The organism is Pseudoalteromonas sp. OFAV1, from assembly GCF_021532595.1.
Lineage (GTDB): Bacteria > Pseudomonadota > Gammaproteobacteria > Enterobacterales > Alteromonadaceae > Pseudoalteromonas > Pseudoalteromonas lipolytica_C.
The window spans coordinates 1-18,924 of the sequence record NZ_JAKGBG010000059.1; the positions used below are offsets into that span (position 1 = coordinate 1).

General features: G+C 41.6%; 18 protein-coding genes. 7 read left to right on the forward strand and 11 right to left on the reverse strand.

What is annotated here, in order from left to right; translation table 11 throughout:
* The first annotated feature begins 220 nt into the window (after nucleotides 1-220).
* Nucleotides 221-1,177 (forward strand): tetratricopeptide repeat protein, encoded by a 957-nt coding sequence (locus tag L1267_RS21060; protein ID WP_235384021.1) that lies wholly within the window; start codon nucleotides 221-223, stop codon nucleotides 1,175-1,177.
* Nucleotides 1,178-1,489: 312 nt separating this feature from the next.
* Here the strand turns inward: L1267_RS21060 and L1267_RS21065 are convergent, their stop codons facing one another.
* The 3 genes from L1267_RS21065 to L1267_RS21070 all read right to left on the reverse strand — a co-directional run bounded on the left by L1267_RS21065 (nucleotide 1,490) and on the right by L1267_RS21070 (nucleotide 4,420).
* The gene (locus tag L1267_RS21065) at nucleotides 1,490-2,995 is read right to left on the reverse strand and encodes an alpha/beta hydrolase family protein (RefSeq protein ID WP_328248494.1); all 1,506 of its coding nucleotides are present in this window, start codon (nucleotides 2,993-2,995) and stop codon (nucleotides 1,490-1,492) included.
* Nucleotides 2,996-3,006: 11 nt separating this feature from the next.
* Nucleotides 3,007-3,441 carry a hypothetical protein gene (locus L1267_RS23790; protein ID WP_328248495.1) on the reverse strand — a complete coding sequence of 145 codons (435 nt, stop codon included), beginning with the start codon at nucleotides 3,439-3,441 and terminating at the stop codon, nucleotides 3,007-3,009.
* A gap of 73 nt (nucleotides 3,442-3,514) precedes the next feature.
* The gene (locus tag L1267_RS21070; protein WP_235384028.1) at nucleotides 3,515-4,420 is read right to left on the reverse strand and encodes a DUF808 domain-containing protein; all 906 of its coding nucleotides are present in this window, start codon (nucleotides 4,418-4,420) and stop codon (nucleotides 3,515-3,517) included.
* A gap of 113 nt (nucleotides 4,421-4,533) precedes the next feature.
* Between L1267_RS21070 and L1267_RS21075 the strand changes: the two genes are divergently transcribed.
* The 4 genes from L1267_RS21075 to L1267_RS21090 all read left to right on the forward strand — a co-directional run bounded on the left by L1267_RS21075 (nucleotide 4,534) and on the right by L1267_RS21090 (nucleotide 7,735).
* Nucleotides 4,534-4,824 (forward strand): MliC family protein, encoded by a 291-nt coding sequence (locus tag L1267_RS21075; RefSeq protein WP_138557865.1) that lies wholly within the window; start codon nucleotides 4,534-4,536, stop codon nucleotides 4,822-4,824.
* A gap of 81 nt (nucleotides 4,825-4,905) precedes the next feature.
* Nucleotides 4,906-6,372 carry a 4-hydroxy-3-polyprenylbenzoate decarboxylase gene (gene ubiD / locus L1267_RS21080; protein WP_135923174.1) on the forward strand — a complete coding sequence of 489 codons (1,467 nt, stop codon included), beginning with the start codon at nucleotides 4,906-4,908 and terminating at the stop codon, nucleotides 6,370-6,372.
* A gap of 87 nt (nucleotides 6,373-6,459) precedes the next feature.
* Nucleotides 6,460-7,173, forward strand: a complete 714-nt coding sequence (gene fre, locus L1267_RS21085) for an NAD(P)H-flavin reductase (protein ID WP_135923173.1) — start codon at nucleotides 6,460-6,462, stop codon at nucleotides 7,171-7,173.
* A 145-nt stretch (nucleotides 7,174-7,318) separates the two neighbouring features.
* Complete coding sequence (locus L1267_RS21090) at nucleotides 7,319-7,735, forward strand: CBS domain-containing protein (protein WP_054554669.1); 417 nt, start codon at nucleotides 7,319-7,321, stop codon at nucleotides 7,733-7,735.
* Between the two features lie 9 nt (nucleotides 7,736-7,744).
* Here the strand turns inward: L1267_RS21090 and add are convergent, their stop codons facing one another.
* The 8 genes from add to cyaY all read right to left on the reverse strand — a co-directional run bounded on the left by add (nucleotide 7,745) and on the right by cyaY (nucleotide 17,327).
* The gene (gene add / locus L1267_RS21095) at nucleotides 7,745-8,746 is read right to left on the reverse strand and encodes an adenosine deaminase (protein WP_135923172.1); all 1,002 of its coding nucleotides are present in this window, start codon (nucleotides 8,744-8,746) and stop codon (nucleotides 7,745-7,747) included.
* Between the two features lie 102 nt (nucleotides 8,747-8,848).
* Entirely contained in the window at nucleotides 8,849-11,545 is a 2,697-nt protein-coding gene (locus L1267_RS21100; protein ID WP_235384022.1) for a CHASE domain-containing protein, read from the reverse strand.
* A gap of 30 nt (nucleotides 11,546-11,575) precedes the next feature.
* Complete coding sequence (locus L1267_RS21105; RefSeq protein ID WP_138557869.1) at nucleotides 11,576-12,685, reverse strand: heme biosynthesis HemY N-terminal domain-containing protein; 1,110 nt, start codon at nucleotides 12,683-12,685, stop codon at nucleotides 11,576-11,578.
* A complete protein-coding gene (locus tag L1267_RS21110; protein WP_138557870.1) occupies nucleotides 12,682-14,493 on the reverse strand; it encodes a uroporphyrinogen-III synthase in 1,812 nt (603 codons plus the stop codon). Before L1267_RS21110 ends, L1267_RS21105 begins: the two co-directional genes overlap by 4 nt.
* A 1-nt stretch (nucleotide 14,494) precedes the next feature.
* Nucleotides 14,495-15,433, reverse strand: a complete 939-nt coding sequence (gene hemC, locus L1267_RS21115) for a hydroxymethylbilane synthase (RefSeq protein ID WP_135923168.1) — start codon at nucleotides 15,431-15,433, stop codon at nucleotides 14,495-14,497.
* A 29-nt stretch (nucleotides 15,434-15,462) separates the two neighbouring features.
* Nucleotides 15,463-16,326: a DUF2914 domain-containing protein gene (locus L1267_RS21120; RefSeq protein WP_235384023.1), complete on the reverse strand. Its 864-nt coding sequence runs from the start codon at nucleotides 16,324-16,326 to the stop codon at nucleotides 15,463-15,465.
* Between the two features lie 24 nt (nucleotides 16,327-16,350).
* The gene (locus tag L1267_RS21125; protein ID WP_138557872.1) at nucleotides 16,351-17,007 is read right to left on the reverse strand and encodes an alpha/beta hydrolase; all 657 of its coding nucleotides are present in this window, start codon (nucleotides 17,005-17,007) and stop codon (nucleotides 16,351-16,353) included.
* Nucleotides 17,004-17,327 (reverse strand): iron donor protein CyaY, encoded by a 324-nt coding sequence (gene cyaY, locus L1267_RS21130; protein ID WP_235384024.1) that lies wholly within the window; start codon nucleotides 17,325-17,327, stop codon nucleotides 17,004-17,006. The genes L1267_RS21125 and cyaY overlap by 4 nt, the downstream gene beginning before the upstream one ends.
* Before the next feature lie 148 nt (nucleotides 17,328-17,475).
* Here cyaY and lptM point away from each other — a divergent pair, with 148 nt between their 5' ends.
* Both lptM and lysA read left to right on the forward strand, forming a co-directional pair.
* Nucleotides 17,476-17,655 (forward strand): LPS translocon maturation chaperone LptM, encoded by a 180-nt coding sequence (gene lptM / locus L1267_RS21135; protein ID WP_130050045.1) that lies wholly within the window; start codon nucleotides 17,476-17,478, stop codon nucleotides 17,653-17,655.
* Complete coding sequence (gene lysA / locus L1267_RS21140) at nucleotides 17,656-18,909, forward strand: diaminopimelate decarboxylase (protein WP_235384025.1); 1,254 nt, start codon at nucleotides 17,656-17,658, stop codon at nucleotides 18,907-18,909.
* The last annotated feature ends 15 nt before the right edge of the window (nucleotides 18,910-18,924 follow it).

Below are 18,924 nucleotides of genomic sequence, written 5' to 3' on the forward strand. Positions count from 1 at the left end.
CAAAGCCAAAGATGAAAAAGCAGTAGCAGTCACAGTAATATTCCAAACTTGATAATTGAGGGACATCCTCGAAGATGCAGTGGATCATAGCAGAGAATGCATTGTTTCTCTAAACGAAAAGAGCTATCTACACACTTAATTCATATTTAGTTACAGTTTGCGGCTTCCTAACTCAGCGTGTTTGTTCTAATTTATTGAAAGCAACCTTCAGGAAGAAACTATGCTTTTATTTAACACCGCCGCTGCTGATGTTTTTTACAAAAAGCAAAAAACGTGTCCTCATTGTCATAGCGAGCACTTCTCACTGAGTAATCACAGTAAAGTACTGCGCTTTAGTATTTTGCCAATTATTCCATTATCAATTAATTATCAGCACCAATGCGATGCTTGTGGCTACACATCAGCTGTATCTTGGTATTCTCTTCCCCCCCTAGAGCTGGCTTCTTTCATAAAATATTTTATTGGCTTGGTATTAATAGTTTATATTTTAACGAAAGCAATACTTGGGATACATGAGCAAGCTGATAATGAAATTCGCTACCTGAATGAACCAAAAAAATTCGACACCTATTTTGTTTATTCCGACAAATTTACTGGTGAACCAAAACGTATAAATAATCTGAAAGTAGCCCAACTCGTTGAATTTGATGACAAGAGCATGACTTTTCGAGTTGCTAACTACACTTACAAGTACAATAAAGACATCGAGATTGCGATGCGTACCAGCATGCTGGTGCAAGATGATTACTTTTCTAGTAAAACCATGACTTTTACTAAACAGCAAGTAAAGCAGTTTTATGAAGACAACAGCATATACAAAATAATGCGACCAGAGCTATATAGCTTGTATGGTGGTTTTGTTATGCACCCCCCGAAACCTAAGCCTTTGTATGCAGGCGTTAAGCTTGATAAACATAACCAACAAGGCATCACCTATTTTAAAGATGGCCAGTTTAAGGAAGCACTGGAAAGCTTTACACTCTCTGCCAAAGGAGGTTATTCATGGGGTCAATTAAACTTGGGTCAGATGTATCGAGATGGCCAAGGGACAGAAGTGAATAACGAAAAAGCAGCTTACTGGCTTAACAAAGCCACCTTACAAGGGAATCCGAAAGCGAAGATTGAACTCGCAGAGCTATGCTTGAGTTACGATTGTAGTAAATTGAATACTCAATAATCTATTACCCATAAATATCACACACAAGAAACCAGCCTACTTATATGGTTCTCACTATTTACTTTGTTTTTGTTATGTTATAACATTTTTGTGTGGCGCAGTATTTAGATTATTTTGTTGGTTTTATAAATACGTGTTAGCAAAAGCAGAGTCACTCTCCCTACTCTGTTTTAAATTGCAACTGGGCTGTATTACTTAGTGAACGAATCGTCTTTTGAGTTTGTATAACTTGAAGGAAGACCTTGCACACTAGCACGCTTACGTTCCCGTGCTAAATCCTTGCCGGCGAGGTTTCTCGCCGGCATTTTTTATTTAAAGTTTTAAATGATCATTTAAGAACGCCAATACCTTTTTATAGTAAAGAGTACGGTGCTCTTCTTTATAAAAGCCATGACCTTCATCATCTAATAGTTCATAAATATAAGGATGATTCTCTTTCTTTAAAGCCGAAATTAACGACTCAGCTTGCTCTATAGGCGCCCTTTTATCTTCGCCACCATGAACAATTAATACCGGGGCTTTCAACTTTTCTACATTGTAGCTAGGTGAAAAACGCTTTAACTCTTCTTCATCCTCACCTAATACTACTTCTAAGAAACGTTGCCCGCTATCACGTTCTGATACATCCCCTTCATCAAACATGAGTGGTAAATCATATACACCTACAACCCCAATCGCACACTGGAACATATCAGGTTCCAAGATCGCACTTTGTAACGCCGAATATCCACCAAAGCTGGCACCCATAATGCAAATGTTACTTTTATCAACAGTACCATTCAAAATAAGATATTTTACCCCATCAATGATATCGTATTGAATTTCCCGCCCCCACTTGCGATGACCGGCACGTTCAAAATTTCGTCCAAAACCACCTGAACCACGAAAGTTAACCTTGAGTACAGCTATTCCTCTACTCGCAAGCAGCTGAGCTGTTGAATCATATCCCCACCAATCTCTAGGACCATGAGGACCACCATGCGGCATTACTACTAATGGTAAGTTTTTTTCTTCAGCATTATTCGGAATAGTTAAGTAACCGTAGATAGCTAGTCCATCACGTGCTGTAAAATTGATAGGCTTTGTAATCGCCATTTGACTAGGTTTAATCCAACTTCTCGATGAGAATAGAAAACCGAGATTATTCGTTTTTGCATCAAATAAATAATAACTGCCTGGGTTAGTATCGCTTGAAGCAAAAATGACGCTCTTATCACCATTTACGGTACTGCTAACTAATTGAACCTGCTGACCTTCAAGTACTTTCAAAAGAGCTTTTAGCTGCTGACTTTTCTTAGAGTTATTACCAACAAATGAGTAGGTTGGATAGCCTAATTCATGCTCGACAGCAAAAAGCTCTTTTGAGACTTCATCCACCCATACTTGCTTGGGTGAAACACTCTTTTCTTTGTGAATTAGATCAAATTGTTTAGTTTTAAGATTTAATTTATAAAGCCCTTTAGCTTCTCCATTAACAGAAGCCGTCACATAAGCAGATTCATCTGTGCTATCAAAAGCATGCAATCCAACATCACTATATGAAACGTCCTTTAAGTTGAGCTCTTCCCACTCACCACCTGATTTAGGGCGAATATATATTTTTGGATTAATATAGTCATCCGTCGAAGCAGATACTCTTACGTTACCTTCATGATCAGTCAGAAAACTAGCCATCCTTGAAGGTGAACGTGTGATCCTTTTTCTTGACCCTCGATAGACATCTACTTCATATACAATTGTGTGAGGTTCGTTGGCAGCTGTCCATGGAATGGTTAAAACTAACATTTTACGCTTATTTTCTACCAGTGGATCAAGCACATAAGATGTCCCTAATACAGGGTTGCCTTTTTAATTCTCGTACCTGTTTGCCTTTCACCTTGATAACCAACCAAGTACTTCCATTGACTGCCATCTGCGTTTACACCAAGCAACTCACCATGGTATTCAGGATGATCTTTCCAACCTTTTAGGTACTCTTTGGCTAATACAATACGCTCTTCATTCACCCAGTAATAGTTGCCGACTTGAGCATTACCAGGAAAGTGGATGGCATGAAGCACTTTAAATGTATCTGTATCCAGTATCATTAAAGCATTCTTGCCTTCAGGTTGTGTGATTACTGCTAAATACTTACCGGTAGGAGAAATTTTAACACCTGTGAATTCACTTGCTTTACTAAAGTTTTGAATATCAAGTAATTCAGATTTGGCATTAGTAGTAAAGCTAAGTAGCAAACAAGAAATAACGATTATTAATCTGCTCATAAAATTCCTTTTATATCTTAATTGTTAATAAAGATACTAAAAAGTTAACAATGGGTACACCCTCAACGCGTAGCTACTTTGAAATTTTCTTGAAAAGACTAACGAATATGACAATCACAACCCCTGCAACAACTCCCAACAAACCATCAAAAATAACCGGCGAAACCAGCTCACCCGTTTTACCAAGTAAACCCGTTACAAACTCAGTACTACCCTGCTGGGCGTGATGTAAAAGAGGGATACCATGTACCAATATGCCACCGCCAACTAAGAACATAGCAACCGTTCCTGCAAAGGCTAAAAAGCGCATTAGTTTGGGTGCCGCAGCAAGTAAAAACTTACCAACCAGCTCTTTAAACTTACCGCCACTTTGCTGCGCTTTTTGCAGTAAATACAAACCAGCATCATCAAGTTTGACAATGCCTGCAACCAACCCATACACGCCAATGGTCATTATAATTGCAATTACACTGAGCACTAAAGCTTGATTTACCAGAGTTGCACCAGCAACCGTGCCTAATGTTATAACGATAATTTCTGCAGAGAGGATAAAATCAGTACGGATAGCGCCTTTAACTTTTTGCTTTTCGTATTCTTGCAAGTCTTGCTGCTCAACCAGTTGCTCACCTTCGTGACTATCGTGACCAAACAGTTTTTCGATAATTTTCTCAGCTCCTTCGAAGCACAAAAATAGCCCACCAATCATTAATAAAGGAGTAATAAGCCAAGGCAACCAAACACTAATAAACAAAGCTGCTGGCACTAATATGGCCTTATTAATGAATGAGCCTTTTGCTACCGCCCAAACCACTGGTAATTCTCTATCAGCAGTTACCCCTGTCACTTGCTGGGCATTAAGAGCTAGATCATCACCTAACACCCCTGCTGTTTTTTTTGTTGCGACTTTACTCATAGTCGCAATATCGTCTAAAAGAGTTGTAATATCATCAAGTAAGGTTAATAAATTAGTGCCAGCCATGGTGGTTCCTTGCCCATTAAGTACACTGTCAACATAACTTATCCAGCCATTTTCACCAACGGTTAATTTTTCTTTGTTAGGCTTAGAGTTCATTCAAAAACAGGGGTGTTTCCATGAACAAACAACTTCTCTCAGGGCTCGCTTTAGTCACTTTGTGCGCGTGTGCTGAGCAAGTCACGGCAAACAACTATCTATGTGATAATGGCTTAACTGCGAGTATTGTTGATAATAATGAAGACGAAGCAACGCTTTCATTCGTCGATAATACTTACACTTTATATCGAGAAGTCAGTGGTTCAGGCGTAAAGTACAGCGATGATCATGTGTTGTTTTGGTCTAAAGGCGACGAAGCCATGCTTATTTTGAAAGGAAAAAAATATCATTGTCAGCTAAAGCAAAGCTAACCAAACTGTCGCGGCTAAATTCGCTTAATTAATGGTTTTGAGTATAATAGCGACAATTTATTTAGCGTTTAAGCGACCAGAATGAAATACAAAGATCTTCGCGAATTTATCGAGCTACTAGAACAAAAAGGTGAACTTAAACGGATCAAACAAGAAATCGATCCCTACCTTGAAATGACCGAAATTGCTGACCGTACATTGCGTGCAGAAGGCCCTGCTCTGCTATTCGAAAATCCTAAGGGTCACTCTATTCCTGTACTTGCTAACCTATTCGGTACGCCAAAGCGAGTAGCAATGGGAATGGGTCAAGATGATGTCAGTGAGCTGCGCGAAGTCGGTAAGCTATTAGCCTTTTTAAAAGAGCCTGAGCCACCTAAAGGCATTAAAGAGGCACTAGGCCAAATCCCGGTATTCAAACAAGTGTTGAATATGCCCGCTAAAGAAGTAAAAAAAGCACCATGTCAGCAAGTCATACTTGAAGGTGATGATGTCGACTTAACCAAGTTGCCTATCCAACATTGCTGGCCAGGTGATGCAGCACCTTTGATAACATGGGGCTTAACGGTTACCAGAGGGCCTTATAAAAAGCGCCAAAACTTAGGTATTTACCGTCAGCAGCTACTGGGTAAAAACAAAATTATTATGCGTTGGTTATCGCACCGTGGTGGCGCATTAGATTTTCGTGAATGGTGTAAAGAGCACCCAGGCGAACCCTATCCTGTATCGGTCGCATTAGGGGCAGACCCTGCAACAATCCTAGGCGCTGTAACGCCAGTACCTGACACCCTAAGCGAATACGCGTTTGCGGGCTTACTACGCGGTAGTAAAACAGAAGTTGTTAAGTCGATTTCAAATGACCTACAAGTGCCTGCTACCGCTGAGTTCGTACTTGAAGGCCATATTATGCCGGGTGAAACAGCCCCTGAAGGCCCATATGGCGATCACACAGGTTACTACAATGAAGTAGACGAGTTTCCGGTCATGACGGTGACTCACATCACGCATCGTGAAAACCCGATTTATCACAGTACCTACACAGGCCGTCCACCAGATGAGCCGGCGGTACTCGGGGTTGCCTTAAACGAAGTGTTCGTGCCAATTCTACAAAAACAATTTCCTGAAATTGTAGATTTTTATCTGCCACCTGAAGGGTGTTCATACCGAATGGCGGTGGTCACGATGAAAAAACAATACCCGGGTCATGCCAAGCGTGTGATGATGGGGGTATGGTCTTTCTTACGTCAATTTATGTATACCAAGTTCGTGATTGTTTGCGATGACGATGTAAACGCACGCGACTGGAACGACGTAATTTGGGCAATCACTACGCGTATGGATCCTGCGCGCGATACAACGTTAATCGAAAACACACCGATTGATTATTTAGACTTTGCATCGCCAGTATCAGGCCTTGGCTCAAAAATGGGCATGGATGCAACCAATAAATGGCCTGGTGAAACAGATCGTGAATGGGGTGAGCCCATTGTCATGGATCCAAAAATCAAAGAACGAGTTGATGAATTATGGGACAGCTTAGATATTCTCTAAGCTGTGTCTATGTTAAACTGCTCAAAATTTAACGGTTATGAGTGCGATTCATAACCGAATTTGCTTCTGTGCTTATAAAGGTAAACTATGCAAACATTACTCGCTGACGTTGTTGCGATCAGCCCGCTTACAGACCACGTACATAAGGTCATTTTGAAACCACAGCAACCTGTGTCATTCGAGGCAGGCCAATATATGCAACTTGTATTAGGCGAAAAAGATAAGCGTGCCTTTTCTATTGCAAGCCGCCCGTCGCAAACTGAGCAAATTGAACTACACATTGGTGCCTCAGGTGCTGATTCATACGCGATGCAAGCGCTTGATCATTTGCGTCAAGCACATGCTCAGCAACAACAAGTTAATGTTGAAGTGGGTCTAGGCATATCGCAACTTCGTGTAGAGGGTGAGCGCCCTATTATTCTACTTGCTGGCGGCACCGGTTTTTCTTATGCCAAATCAATGGCTGATCACCTTGCAGAAATAGGCTGTGAGCGCCCGGTATTATTCTACTGGGGTGTACGTGAGCAAGCTGCGCTATATGCGCATGACGAAATGCAAGCATGGGCAAACAGTAACCCTCATTTCCAATACATTCCTGTAGTTGAAAATGCGTCGCAAAGCTGGACAGGCAAAACTGGTTACGTTCACAAAGCCGTTATGGCAGATATCGTGTCGCTAGAACCATACGATATTTACATGGCAGGTCGCTTCGACATGATTGGCGTTGTTCGCGATGATTTCATAAATCATGGCGCAATCCGCGAAAACATGTATGCCGATGCATTTGCATTCATTAAATAGCTAAGTGATACAGATTATTTTTAAGGCATCCAATTGGATGCCTTTTTTATTTGTTTTACCTATCGCCCTAATCCATCTAAACAATTTCACAAACAGCATTTCCTTGACCATACTCTGATTAGAATAACGATGGGGAGAGACCCAAATGCTAAATACAAAAGTACAAGACTTTATGCAACGTAAGTTGCCACACATTACGCCTGAAACTGAAATGACCACCGCTATTAGCGAGCTGCAAAAGTTTAAATTACTGGGCGCACCTGTGTTCGATGACAACAAAAGCCTAGTTGGCTTTATATCTGAACAAGAGCTTTTGCAACCGCTGATGCAAAACAGTTATTTCTGCGATGGTGTGGTAAAGGTAAAACAACTTATGCGCACCGATGTTGTTACCGTAAGTAGCGATCAAAATATCATTGAGCTGGCAGATGCCATGAAAACGGGTAAGCCAAAGAATTACCCAGTTATCGAGGGTGGTAAGGTTGTTGGCATGATCAGCCGAGGAGATGTGCTCAAGGCATTGTATGAAAACTATGTCTCATGCCAAGAGCACCAAGTGTAAGTTAGCTGCTTAACGATTAGCAGCTAACTGTTTTAAAGCCGCTTTATCTGCCTCGCTTAAATAAGCAATTTCAAGCGCATTAGCTTGCGCTTTTTCCATATCGGCTTGGCTTAAACCAGCTGCAGGCGCGGCTACTTGATACTCATACGCAATTTCAATACCTTCAACTGCCGGATCATCAGTATTAATTGATGCCAAAATACCATGGTCTAAGAAGGTTTTTAGCGGGTGTTTTGCAAGCTCAGCAACAGTGCTAGTTTGAATGTTACTGGTTAAGCAAGACTCAATACCAATGCGTTTATCACGTAAGTGATCCATAAGCGCTGCATCTTCAATCGCTTTTACACCATGGCCAATACGCGTTGCACCAAGCTCGTTAATTGCTTGCCAGATACTTTCGCTACCACGCGCTTCACCAGCGTGAATCGTGGCAGCTAAGTATGCATCGTGAACTTGCTTAAAGTGATCAACAAATAATTCACCCGGAAAACCTATTTCATCACCAGCTAAATCAACAGCAACTAAATCATTTTTAAAAGCAAGTAACGCATCAAGCTCTTGCTGACAAATTTTAGTGCCATAAGTACGCGACATAATACCGATTAAGTTGGCTTTAATTGGTGCGTTTTGACACGCACTCCTAACACCATCAACCACCGCTTCTACGACACCTTGCGGGTGCAGTCCTTGGCTTTGTGCCATATAATATGGACTAAAACGAAGCTCTACGTAATCTAGGCTTTGTGCAATAGCATCTTCAACGTTCTCGATGGCAATACGACGACAGGCATCGTAATCACCGAGTACTTTTACACCCCAATCTAACTTCTGTAAAAAGGCGACAAGATTTGGTTCAGGGTCAATAACCTGAACATGAGGGATCAGCGCCTCTACTGTATCTGCTGGTAATTCAAGATTAAACTGACGACCAAGTTCTAAGATCGTTTGTGGGCGAACATTACCGTCAAGATGACGATGAATATCAAGCAAAGGAAGTGTCTTGTTGATCATAATTAGTACTCAGTTCAGAAAATTTTCGCGGATCATACGTACCCACAACGATAATTCAAGTGTAGATGAATATATTTACTTTTAAGAGGTCAATTGTCTGCTTTATAAAGCACTTTTGCCGTGCAGATGCTGCCACAATGTTTTAAACAATTTATCAGCGTCAATTGGCTTAGTTAGATAACCATTCATGCCACTGGCGAGGCCTTTCTTAAGGTCATCATCATGGGCATTTGCCGATAAGCCAATAATCGGTAACTCGGAGATCAGCAGCTCATTGCGAATAACCTTAGTCGCTTGCAGGCCATCCATGTTAGGCATTTGAATATCCATTAGTACAAGGTCGTAGCTTTTTTCACTAATCATCTTAATAGCTTCGTGGCCATCTTTTGCTATATCAGGCTGACAGCCTTTGGTTTTTAAAATAGAGCTAGCGACATGCTGATTTAGCGGGTTATCTTCAACTAAAAGTATTGCGTAATCTGCGAATGATAATGAGCTGACATCAATATCAACAACTTCATCATCACTTTGGATAACCTCTGATAAAGGTGACTCAAAAGGGATTGAAATAGTAAACGTTGAACCTTGCCCTTCAACGCTTTGCAAACTGATACTGCCACCCATCATCGAAACCAATTTTTGGCAAATACTTAACCCTAAACCTGTGCCACCAAAACGGCGTGAGGTTGAACTATCTGCTTGCGAGAATGGCTGAAATAATCGCTGTTGCGCTTCTTTGCTAATACCAATACCGGTATCAATAACACTAAAGTAAGTAAACTCACGCTGTTGCCAAATACGTAGAGTGATATGCCCCTGTGGTGTGAATTTAACAGCATTATTTAATAAATTTAACAGCACTTGTTTTAACCGAATAGGATCGGTGTAAATCACTAACTGCGAAGAGCTGTCGTAATCAACGTCAAACTCTAAAGAGCGAGTGTTCAATTCAAATTGCAGCAAATTACAGACTTCACTAACAAGCGCATTAACATCGATTGGCTCTTGATGCATTTCCAAGCGCCCAGCTTCTATTTTAGAAAAATCTAAAACATCATTAATAACTCTTAATAGTACATTCAATGCACCATCGGCTTGATCAATATAACTACGTGCTTGCGGCCAATCTTGCTCTTGCATAGCCAAGTAGTGCAACCCCTTAATACCATTAATAGGAGTGCGTATTTCATGGCTCATATTCGCCAAAAATTCACTTTTTATTTGACTGGCTTTATCCGCTTTTTGTTTTTCTTCACGAAGGCTTTGGGTTTGTTTTGCTACTTGCTGACGAATTTGAATATTAGTACCGGTTACTGAAATCAAAAAGGTGATCAATAACCAAACAAACAGCATACCGACTATTTGTGCAAGCCAATAAGGCAACCAAGACGATTGCGCGACTGACTCCCATAATTTCACCTGCCAGACACGCTCACCAATAATAAAATTAAAGCTCGCAATGGCCGTTGTTCCAACACGTTGAGGGTTATAAATTTCGACAGGGTTACTGCCGTCGGTAACGTCATAGAAGCTGGCATCAATCTCTGTGTTCTGATTAAAGTTTAGTGTTTGCGCCAGCAACTCTAAATTAACCACAGCAACAACATAACCTCTAAACCCGACTTGATGATTTATGTCTGAATAAACAGGGTTAAAGAACAAGACTCCTTTATCGTTACCATCACCTTGCATCAAGGTAATAGGCTCACTCACTGTGACATTTTTTATTAAACGAGCGTCTGTCAGTGCCTGCCTGCGCAGTTCATGGGAGGCTAAATCAAAACCTTGTGCGGCCTCGTTGCCTTGCAATGGGTGGATATATTGCACCGGAAAATAAATAGCACGCTGACTAACCGCTTGCCATTGTCCCGCGGAATTTTTCTCTTTGATATAGTAATTAGGCCCAAGCTCTTCGCGCAGCAAATTTTGGTAATTATCCAATTGTGAATTAATCACTTTTGGTGCCCACTCAAACGCTATTATCTCTTTACTGTATTGCAGCTGTCTTGAGGTGAAGCGCTTAAACTCTTCAAAATCAACCATGTCACTACTTGCAAAAAAGGTTGCCAATAACGACAGATGAGACTTAATTTCATCAATTTTGTGTTCAAGATTGGTTTTTATTGCACTTACTTTTGCTTCTTTGCGCTGTAAATCTTTCTCCTTTTTAACACTTGCTGCGCCATAAAAGCTGACACAAATAATCATATAAATTAATAGTGAAGGAACAATAATTTGTAGTCGCTGCCGTGCATGATTATAACTGAATGCCGCTAAAACTAACGGAGTAAAAATGAGTACTCCGATACTGTCACCAATCCACCAAGCAATAAAATTATTAAGTGCCGCGTAGCTAGGAATCACATTATTGATGACCAACAGCGCAGTCCCTGTCGATGCTGCGATAAGACTGCAAAGTGGGCCGCCAATGATTAACCCTTGCACACTTTGTTTTAGCGAAGATAGTTCAAGAGGACGTTTTACAACATGAATAATAATGTAATAAGCCAACCAGGCTTGGAAAGTAGATGCTGCTGTTACCCCAATGGCTTGTAACATAACTTGCCAATGTAAAATATCAGTAACTTTATCGAGATGGATAAGGTTGACTAAGAAAGCCCCCAACAACACCCCAGGCAAGGCACGGTTTCGACTAAGTAAGATACTGGCCAGAGCTATACCAGAAGGGGGCCATGCTGCAACAGCATAGCCGTCGATAGCCAAAAGAGAATTACTTAAATACCCTGTTAGAAAATAAGCGAAAGCGATACTTAGTGTCAGCGCAAATAAGTTTTTCAAGCCATCGCTCCTGTGCAGGCTAAGCCAAAATTACTGATACAGTACCAGGGCCTTATCTGGTTGAGCACTTTTACTATAACTTAGCACTGCTTGCTGCAAATACTCGTCACGATTATCTGCATTAAGTGCTTTATCAAATACTCGTGCAGCTAAGTCGTACTGGCCATGAGCATTTGCTAAACATGCTAAGGCTAATAGCAGGTCTGTATTTTCGGTGTCTTTTTTTAATATATCTTGCAAGCTTGTTTGCAGTTTGAGTGCATCACCCGCCGTACTAGCTCGTAAAATACGTGATAAATCTTTATGCTGAAGTGGTTTTTTTAGCATTTTGATTAAGCTTAGCTCAATTTTATTAAGATCACCCACGCGCGCCATAGCTGAAAAATAGCTCACTTCAGCTAACGGCTTTAAGTTCTTGGCTAATTGCTCATAACGTGTTGTCAGCTCACTGCTAGGTTGCGCAGAAAAATAATGGTCAAATAGCTGACGCCATTCGTTATCTGAAAGTGCTTTTTTACGTAATAAGCGAGGCATAAATTCATTAAGCGCCGACCACTTTTTCTCTTGCATCAGGACGTGAGCATACATTTTAAGTTCTAAGCTAGAGGCTTTTTTACGCTCTGCCAAGGCTTTAAGGTCAGCAAAAATAGTACTCGTCTCACCACTTGCAACCCATAAGTTAGCGACTTTTAGCTGCTTGTCTTGACTAATTTTATCAAGATAACTAATTGCTTGTTCACGGTTGTTATTTGCCAATGCTGCTTTGGCAAGTAAAGCATAACGCACATCATTCCATTGCTCTGCCACACTATTATTTTCAAGTGCTAACTCAAGCTCAGTGTAATCGTTATTAATTAAACTCCATATCCCTTGTTCAATTGCAGCATGTTTGCGCTCTTCACTTCGAGCAAAAAAACGATGTCGCGTATGGCTATACAAAGACCACAAATAACGCACCAATTTATAAAGCAAGAATATCGCAGCAAAAGCCAACAAAACTAACGCAGTGACGCCCCAAATAGTGCCCTCAACCGTGGTATTGTTAAAAGCAATAAGCACATAGCCTTTTTGATCAATAAAAAAAGGGGCTATTCCTAAGCAAGCTGCAATAGCGATGATTATCAATAAGAAGCGGATCATTGTGCCCACTCCTTCACCTGCTCAGTACTTTGCAGTGACACTTTAGGGCTGAAATCGAGTTGCTCTTTTGAAAGTGAAGTTAAGCTAGTTAATACCGCTTTAGTGACTGCATCATCTTGTTTAAAGTAATCTTTCACTAAGTCATGCGCTGCATCAACTGCACTAAAGTACACACTGCTTTGTTTTGTTAATACGGCGTCTTGCGCTTGTGCGATATATAAACTTAGGCGTTGTTTTACTAAATGACGCTCTTGTTCACTTAAAAATGGCGCAACAACCATGTCTTCACGGGTACGAACTGTGACAAAGAAGTCTTTAAATTGCTGCCAAGATTTTGCAAGGTTTTGACGCCACTCACTGACGTTTTCACTAAGCTGATTTGGATCTTCTTGTTTTACTTCTTCAGGTAGAGAAATAGCATTAAATGCCAACTCAGTCACTTGCTGATTGATTCCGTGCAGCTTTAAATAAATGGCTTCTACAGCAACTGGCTCAATGGCATTTAATGTTTGCAAATCTTGATGAATTGCTTGGCGAATAGCCCCTGTTCCAGGATGCTCAGCAAGCAAGCTATCTAAACGAGATAATACAGCAGCAGCACCTTGGTAGTCGTGCTCAGCCCAGAGTTTAAACTCAGCCATACGCTGCAAGCTTGTGACTTCTTGCGGATTAAGTGTAAAAGTTTGCTGCTCGGCACGCTTTAAAGCCGCTTGCAGCTGCTGCTGCGTTTGTTCAGCACTTTCATTCAGCGCATCAGTAACTTTTTGTTCAGTATTAAATAGCGATTGCTGCAATGTTTGCTGGGCACTTTTCACCGCATCAAGCTGTTGCTGTAAACGTTGGTTTTCTGTTGTCAGCTCATTAATAGCAAGAGTAGATTGTTGATCGCCATTAAGTTTATGATAAAACTCATATCCCACAGCCGAGGCAACAAGGAGTGAAATGAGTAAAGCCAAGCTTCCTGTTTTACTTATCCCTCTTTTATGCTGAACTGCTGCTGGTTTAGCTGCAGGTGCTTTTTTGGCAGGCTCAGCGCTGGCTGGCTTTGTGGTTTGTTTTAAATCTGCTTCACTCATTTTGCTACCTTGCTTATCAATACAGGCGAACATAGCACTATCGCTTGCCCCTGCAGCAATGTGTATCTGCGTTCTTGCTACATTTTGTTGTTTTAAATAATCAGCGATACGTTCGCTGGCAACATAAAATTGTCGCGCTTTTAACCATGCTAACTGCGATTCATTGAGACCATTAAAAATGGCGTCAACAGCTGCATTACTGGTAATGACTATACCTTCTACATCAATTGTTTGCCAGTGGTCCATCCACTTACCTGGTTCACTCTCGATTGCAGTTCGTTTGTATACCACGAGCTGATTTAAAAGTGCCCCACGTTGTTTTAAGGTTTTCGCTATCGTTGTGCGCCCACCTTCACCTTTAACCAAAACAATATTATCCAACTCTACATCTTGTAGAGTTTTTAACTCGAGCAAGCCCTCTGAGTCATGATTTTTCGGCACTGCAGCTCGACGCCCAAAGGCTTCATACACTGCATCTGCCGTTTGTTGTCCAACAGCATAAAGTTGTGCTGCTTTATTAATTGTGGGCGTGAGCTTTAACAATGCATGAACAGCATCCTGCGAGATAAAAATGATCTTATCAGCATTCTCAAGTGGTGAGAGCTCACTACTACTTGGGGTAAGATAATCAAGGGTAAGCACTGGACACTGGGTTGCTCGATAACCCGCCTGCTGAAGCGCAAGCGCAAGTTCAGTGCCTTTCCCTTCTGGACGAGTTATCAATATATGCATGTTAAGCGTCTCTATATACTTCTGCTAAAATCTTATCTGCACCTTGCGCAAGTAACTTTTCAGCAAGTGTAATACCTAGCTGCTCAGCGTCACTAACAGGGCCAGAAACTTCATCACGTAGCATTTGACTTCCATCAATTGCACCAACTAAACCACGTAAATGCACTTGTTCACCATCAACCAACGCAAAAGCACCAATAGGTACTTGGCAGCCGCCTTCTAAACGGCGGTTCATGGCACGCTCGGCATTAACACGAATACGTGTTTCTGTATGCTCAAGTGGTGCTAGCAGCGCTTTTGTTACTTCATCATCTACACGACATTCAATGCCGACGGCACCTTGACCATTGGCAGGCAATGAAACCTCAGGTTCAATGAATGCCGTAATACGCTCTGGCATTTCTAAACGAATTAAACCTGCTGCAGCAAGAATAATTGCATCATATTGACCATCATCAAGCTTAGCTAAACGAGTGTTAACGTTACCGCGTAAATCACGAATATCTAAATCAGGACGTGCTTCACGAATTTGACATTGGCGGCGTAAGCTCGATGTACCAACAATAGCACCTTGCGGTAACTCGTCTAAGCTTTTGTAGTTATTTGATACGAATGCATCACGAGGGTCTTCACGCTCACAGATAGTATGAAGCGCTAAGCCTTCAGGAAATTCAACTGGCACATCTTTCATCGAGTGCACAGCAATATCTGCTCGACCATCTAGCATGGCTTGTTCTAATTCTTTTACAAATAAGCCTTTACCACCAATTTTAGCCAGCGGTGTATCTAAGATAATATCCCCTTGCGTCGACATAGGAACAAGTTCAACCGTCACATCGTCATGAAAGTGCTCTAGCTGTGCTTTTACAAATTCGGCCTGCCATAGAGCAAGCGCACTTTTACGTGTAGCGATACGAACGCGTTTTGTTGTCTGAGTCATGAAAATTCCAATTGTTTATCTGGCCGAAATTAATCAGCTAAAAGTCTAAATTCTTTTTGCGCAAGTAAAGTACCTTGCGCGTCCACCACTTCTACCCGCCATTCGCCGAGTTGCTCTGGCATGATGTTTTTGGTTGAGTAGGTTCGAAAACGCGGGCTAGTTATTGCTAATTCAATAGATGCAAGCTGAGTGTCTTGGTAATACCATTGATGACGAACAGTTTGTCCCTGCATATTTTTAAGCTCACTAAAAAAGCTTAAGCTTTGCGTTATTTCCGACAATTTTACATCGTTTTTTAGAACGTTGACTGGTTCTCGATCAACAACATCGGTTGTTAATACCGCTCTACTAACTTTATCTGTATCTATTTTAGCGCCAATCGCTAAGCTAGCAATATGAGCAGACTGAGAAAATTGCTGTTGAACATCAGAATTTTTAGCGATGACGATAGGTTCGTCGCGGTTTTCTTCTTCAAGGACCGGCGAAGCTTCATCAATAGCCTCTGCTTGCGCTGTCGTTTCTGTTTCTAAGTCAGAGGTTATTGGCTGCTCATCAGAAGGCGCTTCTACATCCTGCTTTTGCTCAACGACTTGAATAGCAGGTTCTTGCAGTTGAGGTGAAGCTGGTTCAAGTTCGCTTGGCGATACAGTGTCAGCTGCTGTAGGTTGTTGCATAACAGTACCCGTTGGTTCAGCACTTTGCTCATCGGTTTCAGCCTGTTCGGCATTAACAGCACCAACAAAACTATAGATAACAGCTGCTAGTGCGACAAAAATCACACTGCTAACCATAAATATGCGTCGCCAGTGCCACTGATAAGTGACCGTTTCTAGGCGGCGGCTTTCTGATTTTTCAGCATTCATGTTAGCTGTTATTACAATTTTTTTTGTCATGTTTGGCCCCTTCACAACCAAAAATTAACTCAGGCGAGCAATTAACCACTCACGGATAGCCATAAGTTCTTCACCACAAACTTGATGCGCCATCGGATAGTCTTGCCAGCTTACTTCCATGTTATTAGCGCTAAGTACAGTAAATGCTTGCCTGCCAGCACTATGCGGTACCACATCGTCAAATCGACCATGTGCCATAAATATATTTAACCCTTGTTGCTTGGTTTCATCGGCTAATTTAGCTGGTACACACATGTAAGTTGATAGTGCCATTACACCCGCTAATTTATAATCGAGTCGCGGCGCTAAGTGTAGCGATACCACCCCTCCTTGCGAAAAACCTGCAAGAATAATTTTGTTTGCAGCAATCCCTTTTGCAATTTCTTGGTCAATAAGCTCAGCCACTTTTGCAGCCGAGTCACGCACACCTTGTTCATCAGCACGTTTATCTAAATCCATCGATTTAATATCGTACCAAGAGCGCATTGCCATACCACCATTAATGGTGACCGGTTGCACAGGTGCATGCGGAAATACGAAACGCACCCCAAGCTCAGCTGGAAGTGCTAGCTGTGGTGCAACTGGCGCAAAACCATCACCAGAATCACCTAACCCATGTAACCAAATAACAGTTGCTTTGTGGTCACTCTGTGCTGGGTATTCGACAAACTCTAAACTCATAGTTCTGAGCGCCACTCAATAGGTTGGCCCGCTTGACGTGTTGCTGCATCACACATAAATTGCCAAAACTCAGAACCCGAGCGGTTATCAATCCACTTATCATCGCGTAGTTCAAAATGGTGACCATTAAATTTCGTCGCAACCCACACTTGATGAAGTGGTGCTTGCTTGTTGATCACTATTTTACTGCGATCTGGGAAGATGATTTCTAAAATACCTGACGCTGATTCATAATCTAAGTCGGCATCACATTCATCGATTTGCTCTTCAATAGTTAGCATTAATGCATCGGCTAGTGTGTGGTATTCATGATCAGTCATTTTAATGTCCTTTAACTGGCTTTAAGCCTAGATCTGGGGGCAGATTGTGTACAACAAGTGTAACAGGAATAAATTCATCCGCGAATAGCTGCATTTTTTAAATATTCTGTTACTCTGCGATTATAAAGCCAGCAATCGTATTAATCTAATGAAAGAGACTCATAGCCAAAAATTAAAAACAATCTTACCACTTAGCGCCCTACTTCTAACCCTAGCAGGATGTGGACAAAGTGGTGCTCTTTATCTACCAGATGATACTGCACAGCCTAAAGAATCTCAGCCACAGGCTGATCCATCCGAACAACCAGAGCAAAAACAGGACCAATAGATGGACTTTTTTAACTACAATAATAATCAGCTGTTCGCTGAAGACATCGCTGTCAAAGAGCTGGCAGAACAATACGGTACACCGTGTTATATCTATTCGCGTAAAACATTTGAGCGCCATTACCGTGCCTTTGCTGATGCAGCAAAGTCACATAAAAGCTTGGTGTGTTATGCCGTAAAAGCCAACTCAAATATTGCCGTGCTCAATATTTTAGCCCGTCTTGGCTCTGGCTTTGACATCGTGTCGAAAGGTGAGCTTGCACGCGTTATCGAAGCAGGTGGAGATGCCAGTAAAGTGGTATTTTCTGGCGTTGCAAAAACCGCTGATGAAATAACGTATGCACTTAAATTGGGGATCAAGTGTTTTAACGTTGAATCTGTCGCAGAGCTTGAGCGTATTTCTGAGGTGGCGACGTCACTAAACCTTGTGGCACCTATTTCGATTCGTGTTAACCCTGATATTGATGCTAAAACGCATCCTTATATCTCAACAGGTCTAAAAGAGAATAAATTTGGTATTGATATTCAAACTGCAGTGACGGTTTACCAACATGCGGCATCATTACCGGGTTTAAAAATTACCGGTGTCGATTGCCACATTGGTTCGCAGCTAACAGAAATTAAACCTTTTTTAGCTGCACTTGAAAAAGTACTAACTCTTATCGAAGAATTAAAAGCCGTTGGCATAACACTTTCACACCTTGATATTGGTGGCGGATTGGGTGTGCCTTATAACGGCGAAACGCCACCTCACCCAAGTGAATATGTAGACAAAATCACCGCTCGCTTAACTGATTATCAAGACTTGGAACTAATTTTTGAGCCTGGCCGTGCAATTGCTGCCAACGCCGGCATATTAGTCACCAAAGTTGAGTTTATTAAGCAAAACCAAGACAAGTATTTTGCTATTGTTGATGCGGGTATGAACGATATGCTTCGCCCATCTCTTTATCAGGCTTGGCAAAATATTGTGCCGGTTGAACCTCGTAAAGATGATACGCCAACTCACAACTACGATATTGTAGGCCCAGTTTGTGAAACCGGAGACTTCTTAGGTAAAGATCGTCAACTAGCACTTCAAGCAGGCGACTTATTGGCACAGCGCAGTGCAGGCGCATATGGTTTTACCATGAGCTCAAACTATAACTCGCGCCCTCGTGTTGCGGAAATTATGGTGGATGGCCAACAAAGTCATTTAATTCGTCAACGTGAAACCTTAGAAAGCCTATGGCAAGGCGAGAAAATTTTACCATAAACGTTTTTATAACCG

Coding starts and splice junctions, on each gene's coding strand:
- cyaY (WP_235384024.1), bottom strand. CDS start 17,327: ATGACTGATCATGAATACCACACACTAGCCGATGCATTAATGCTAACT.
- L1267_RS21125 (WP_138557872.1), bottom strand. CDS start 17,007: ATGAGTTTAGAGTTTGTCGAATACCCAGCACAGAGTGACCACAAAGCA.
- L1267_RS21070 (WP_235384028.1), bottom strand. CDS start 4,420: ATGGCTGGCACTAATTTATTAACCTTACTTGATGATATTACAACTCTT.
- L1267_RS21105 (WP_138557869.1), bottom strand. CDS start 12,685: ATGATCCGCTTCTTATTGATAATCATCGCTATTGCAGCTTGCTTAGGA.
- hemC (WP_135923168.1), bottom strand. CDS start 15,433: ATGACTCAGACAACAAAACGCGTTCGTATCGCTACACGTAAAAGTGCG.
- L1267_RS21075 (WP_138557865.1), top strand. CDS start 4,534: ATGAACAAACAACTTCTCTCAGGGCTCGCTTTAGTCACTTTGTGCGCG.
- ubiD (WP_135923174.1), top strand. CDS start 4,906: ATGAAATACAAAGATCTTCGCGAATTTATCGAGCTACTAGAACAAAAA.
- lptM (WP_130050045.1), top strand. CDS start 17,476: ATGAAAGAGACTCATAGCCAAAAATTAAAAACAATCTTACCACTTAGC.
- add (WP_135923172.1), bottom strand. CDS start 8,746: ATGATCAACAAGACACTTCCTTTGCTTGATATTCATCGTCATCTTGAC.
- L1267_RS21090 (WP_054554669.1), top strand. CDS start 7,319: ATGCTAAATACAAAAGTACAAGACTTTATGCAACGTAAGTTGCCACAC.
- lysA (WP_235384025.1), top strand. CDS start 17,656: ATGGACTTTTTTAACTACAATAATAATCAGCTGTTCGCTGAAGACATC.
- L1267_RS21110 (WP_138557870.1), bottom strand. CDS start 14,493: ATGCATATATTGATAACTCGTCCAGAAGGGAAAGGCACTGAACTTGCG.
- L1267_RS23790 (WP_328248495.1), bottom strand. CDS start 3,441: ATGAGCAGATTAATAATCGTTATTTCTTGTTTGCTACTTAGCTTTACT.
- L1267_RS21060 (WP_235384021.1), top strand. CDS start 221: ATGCTTTTATTTAACACCGCCGCTGCTGATGTTTTTTACAAAAAGCAA.
- fre (WP_135923173.1), top strand. CDS start 6,460: ATGCAAACATTACTCGCTGACGTTGTTGCGATCAGCCCGCTTACAGAC.
- L1267_RS21120 (WP_235384023.1), bottom strand. CDS start 16,326: ATGACAAAAAAAATTGTAATAACAGCTAACATGAATGCTGAAAAATCA.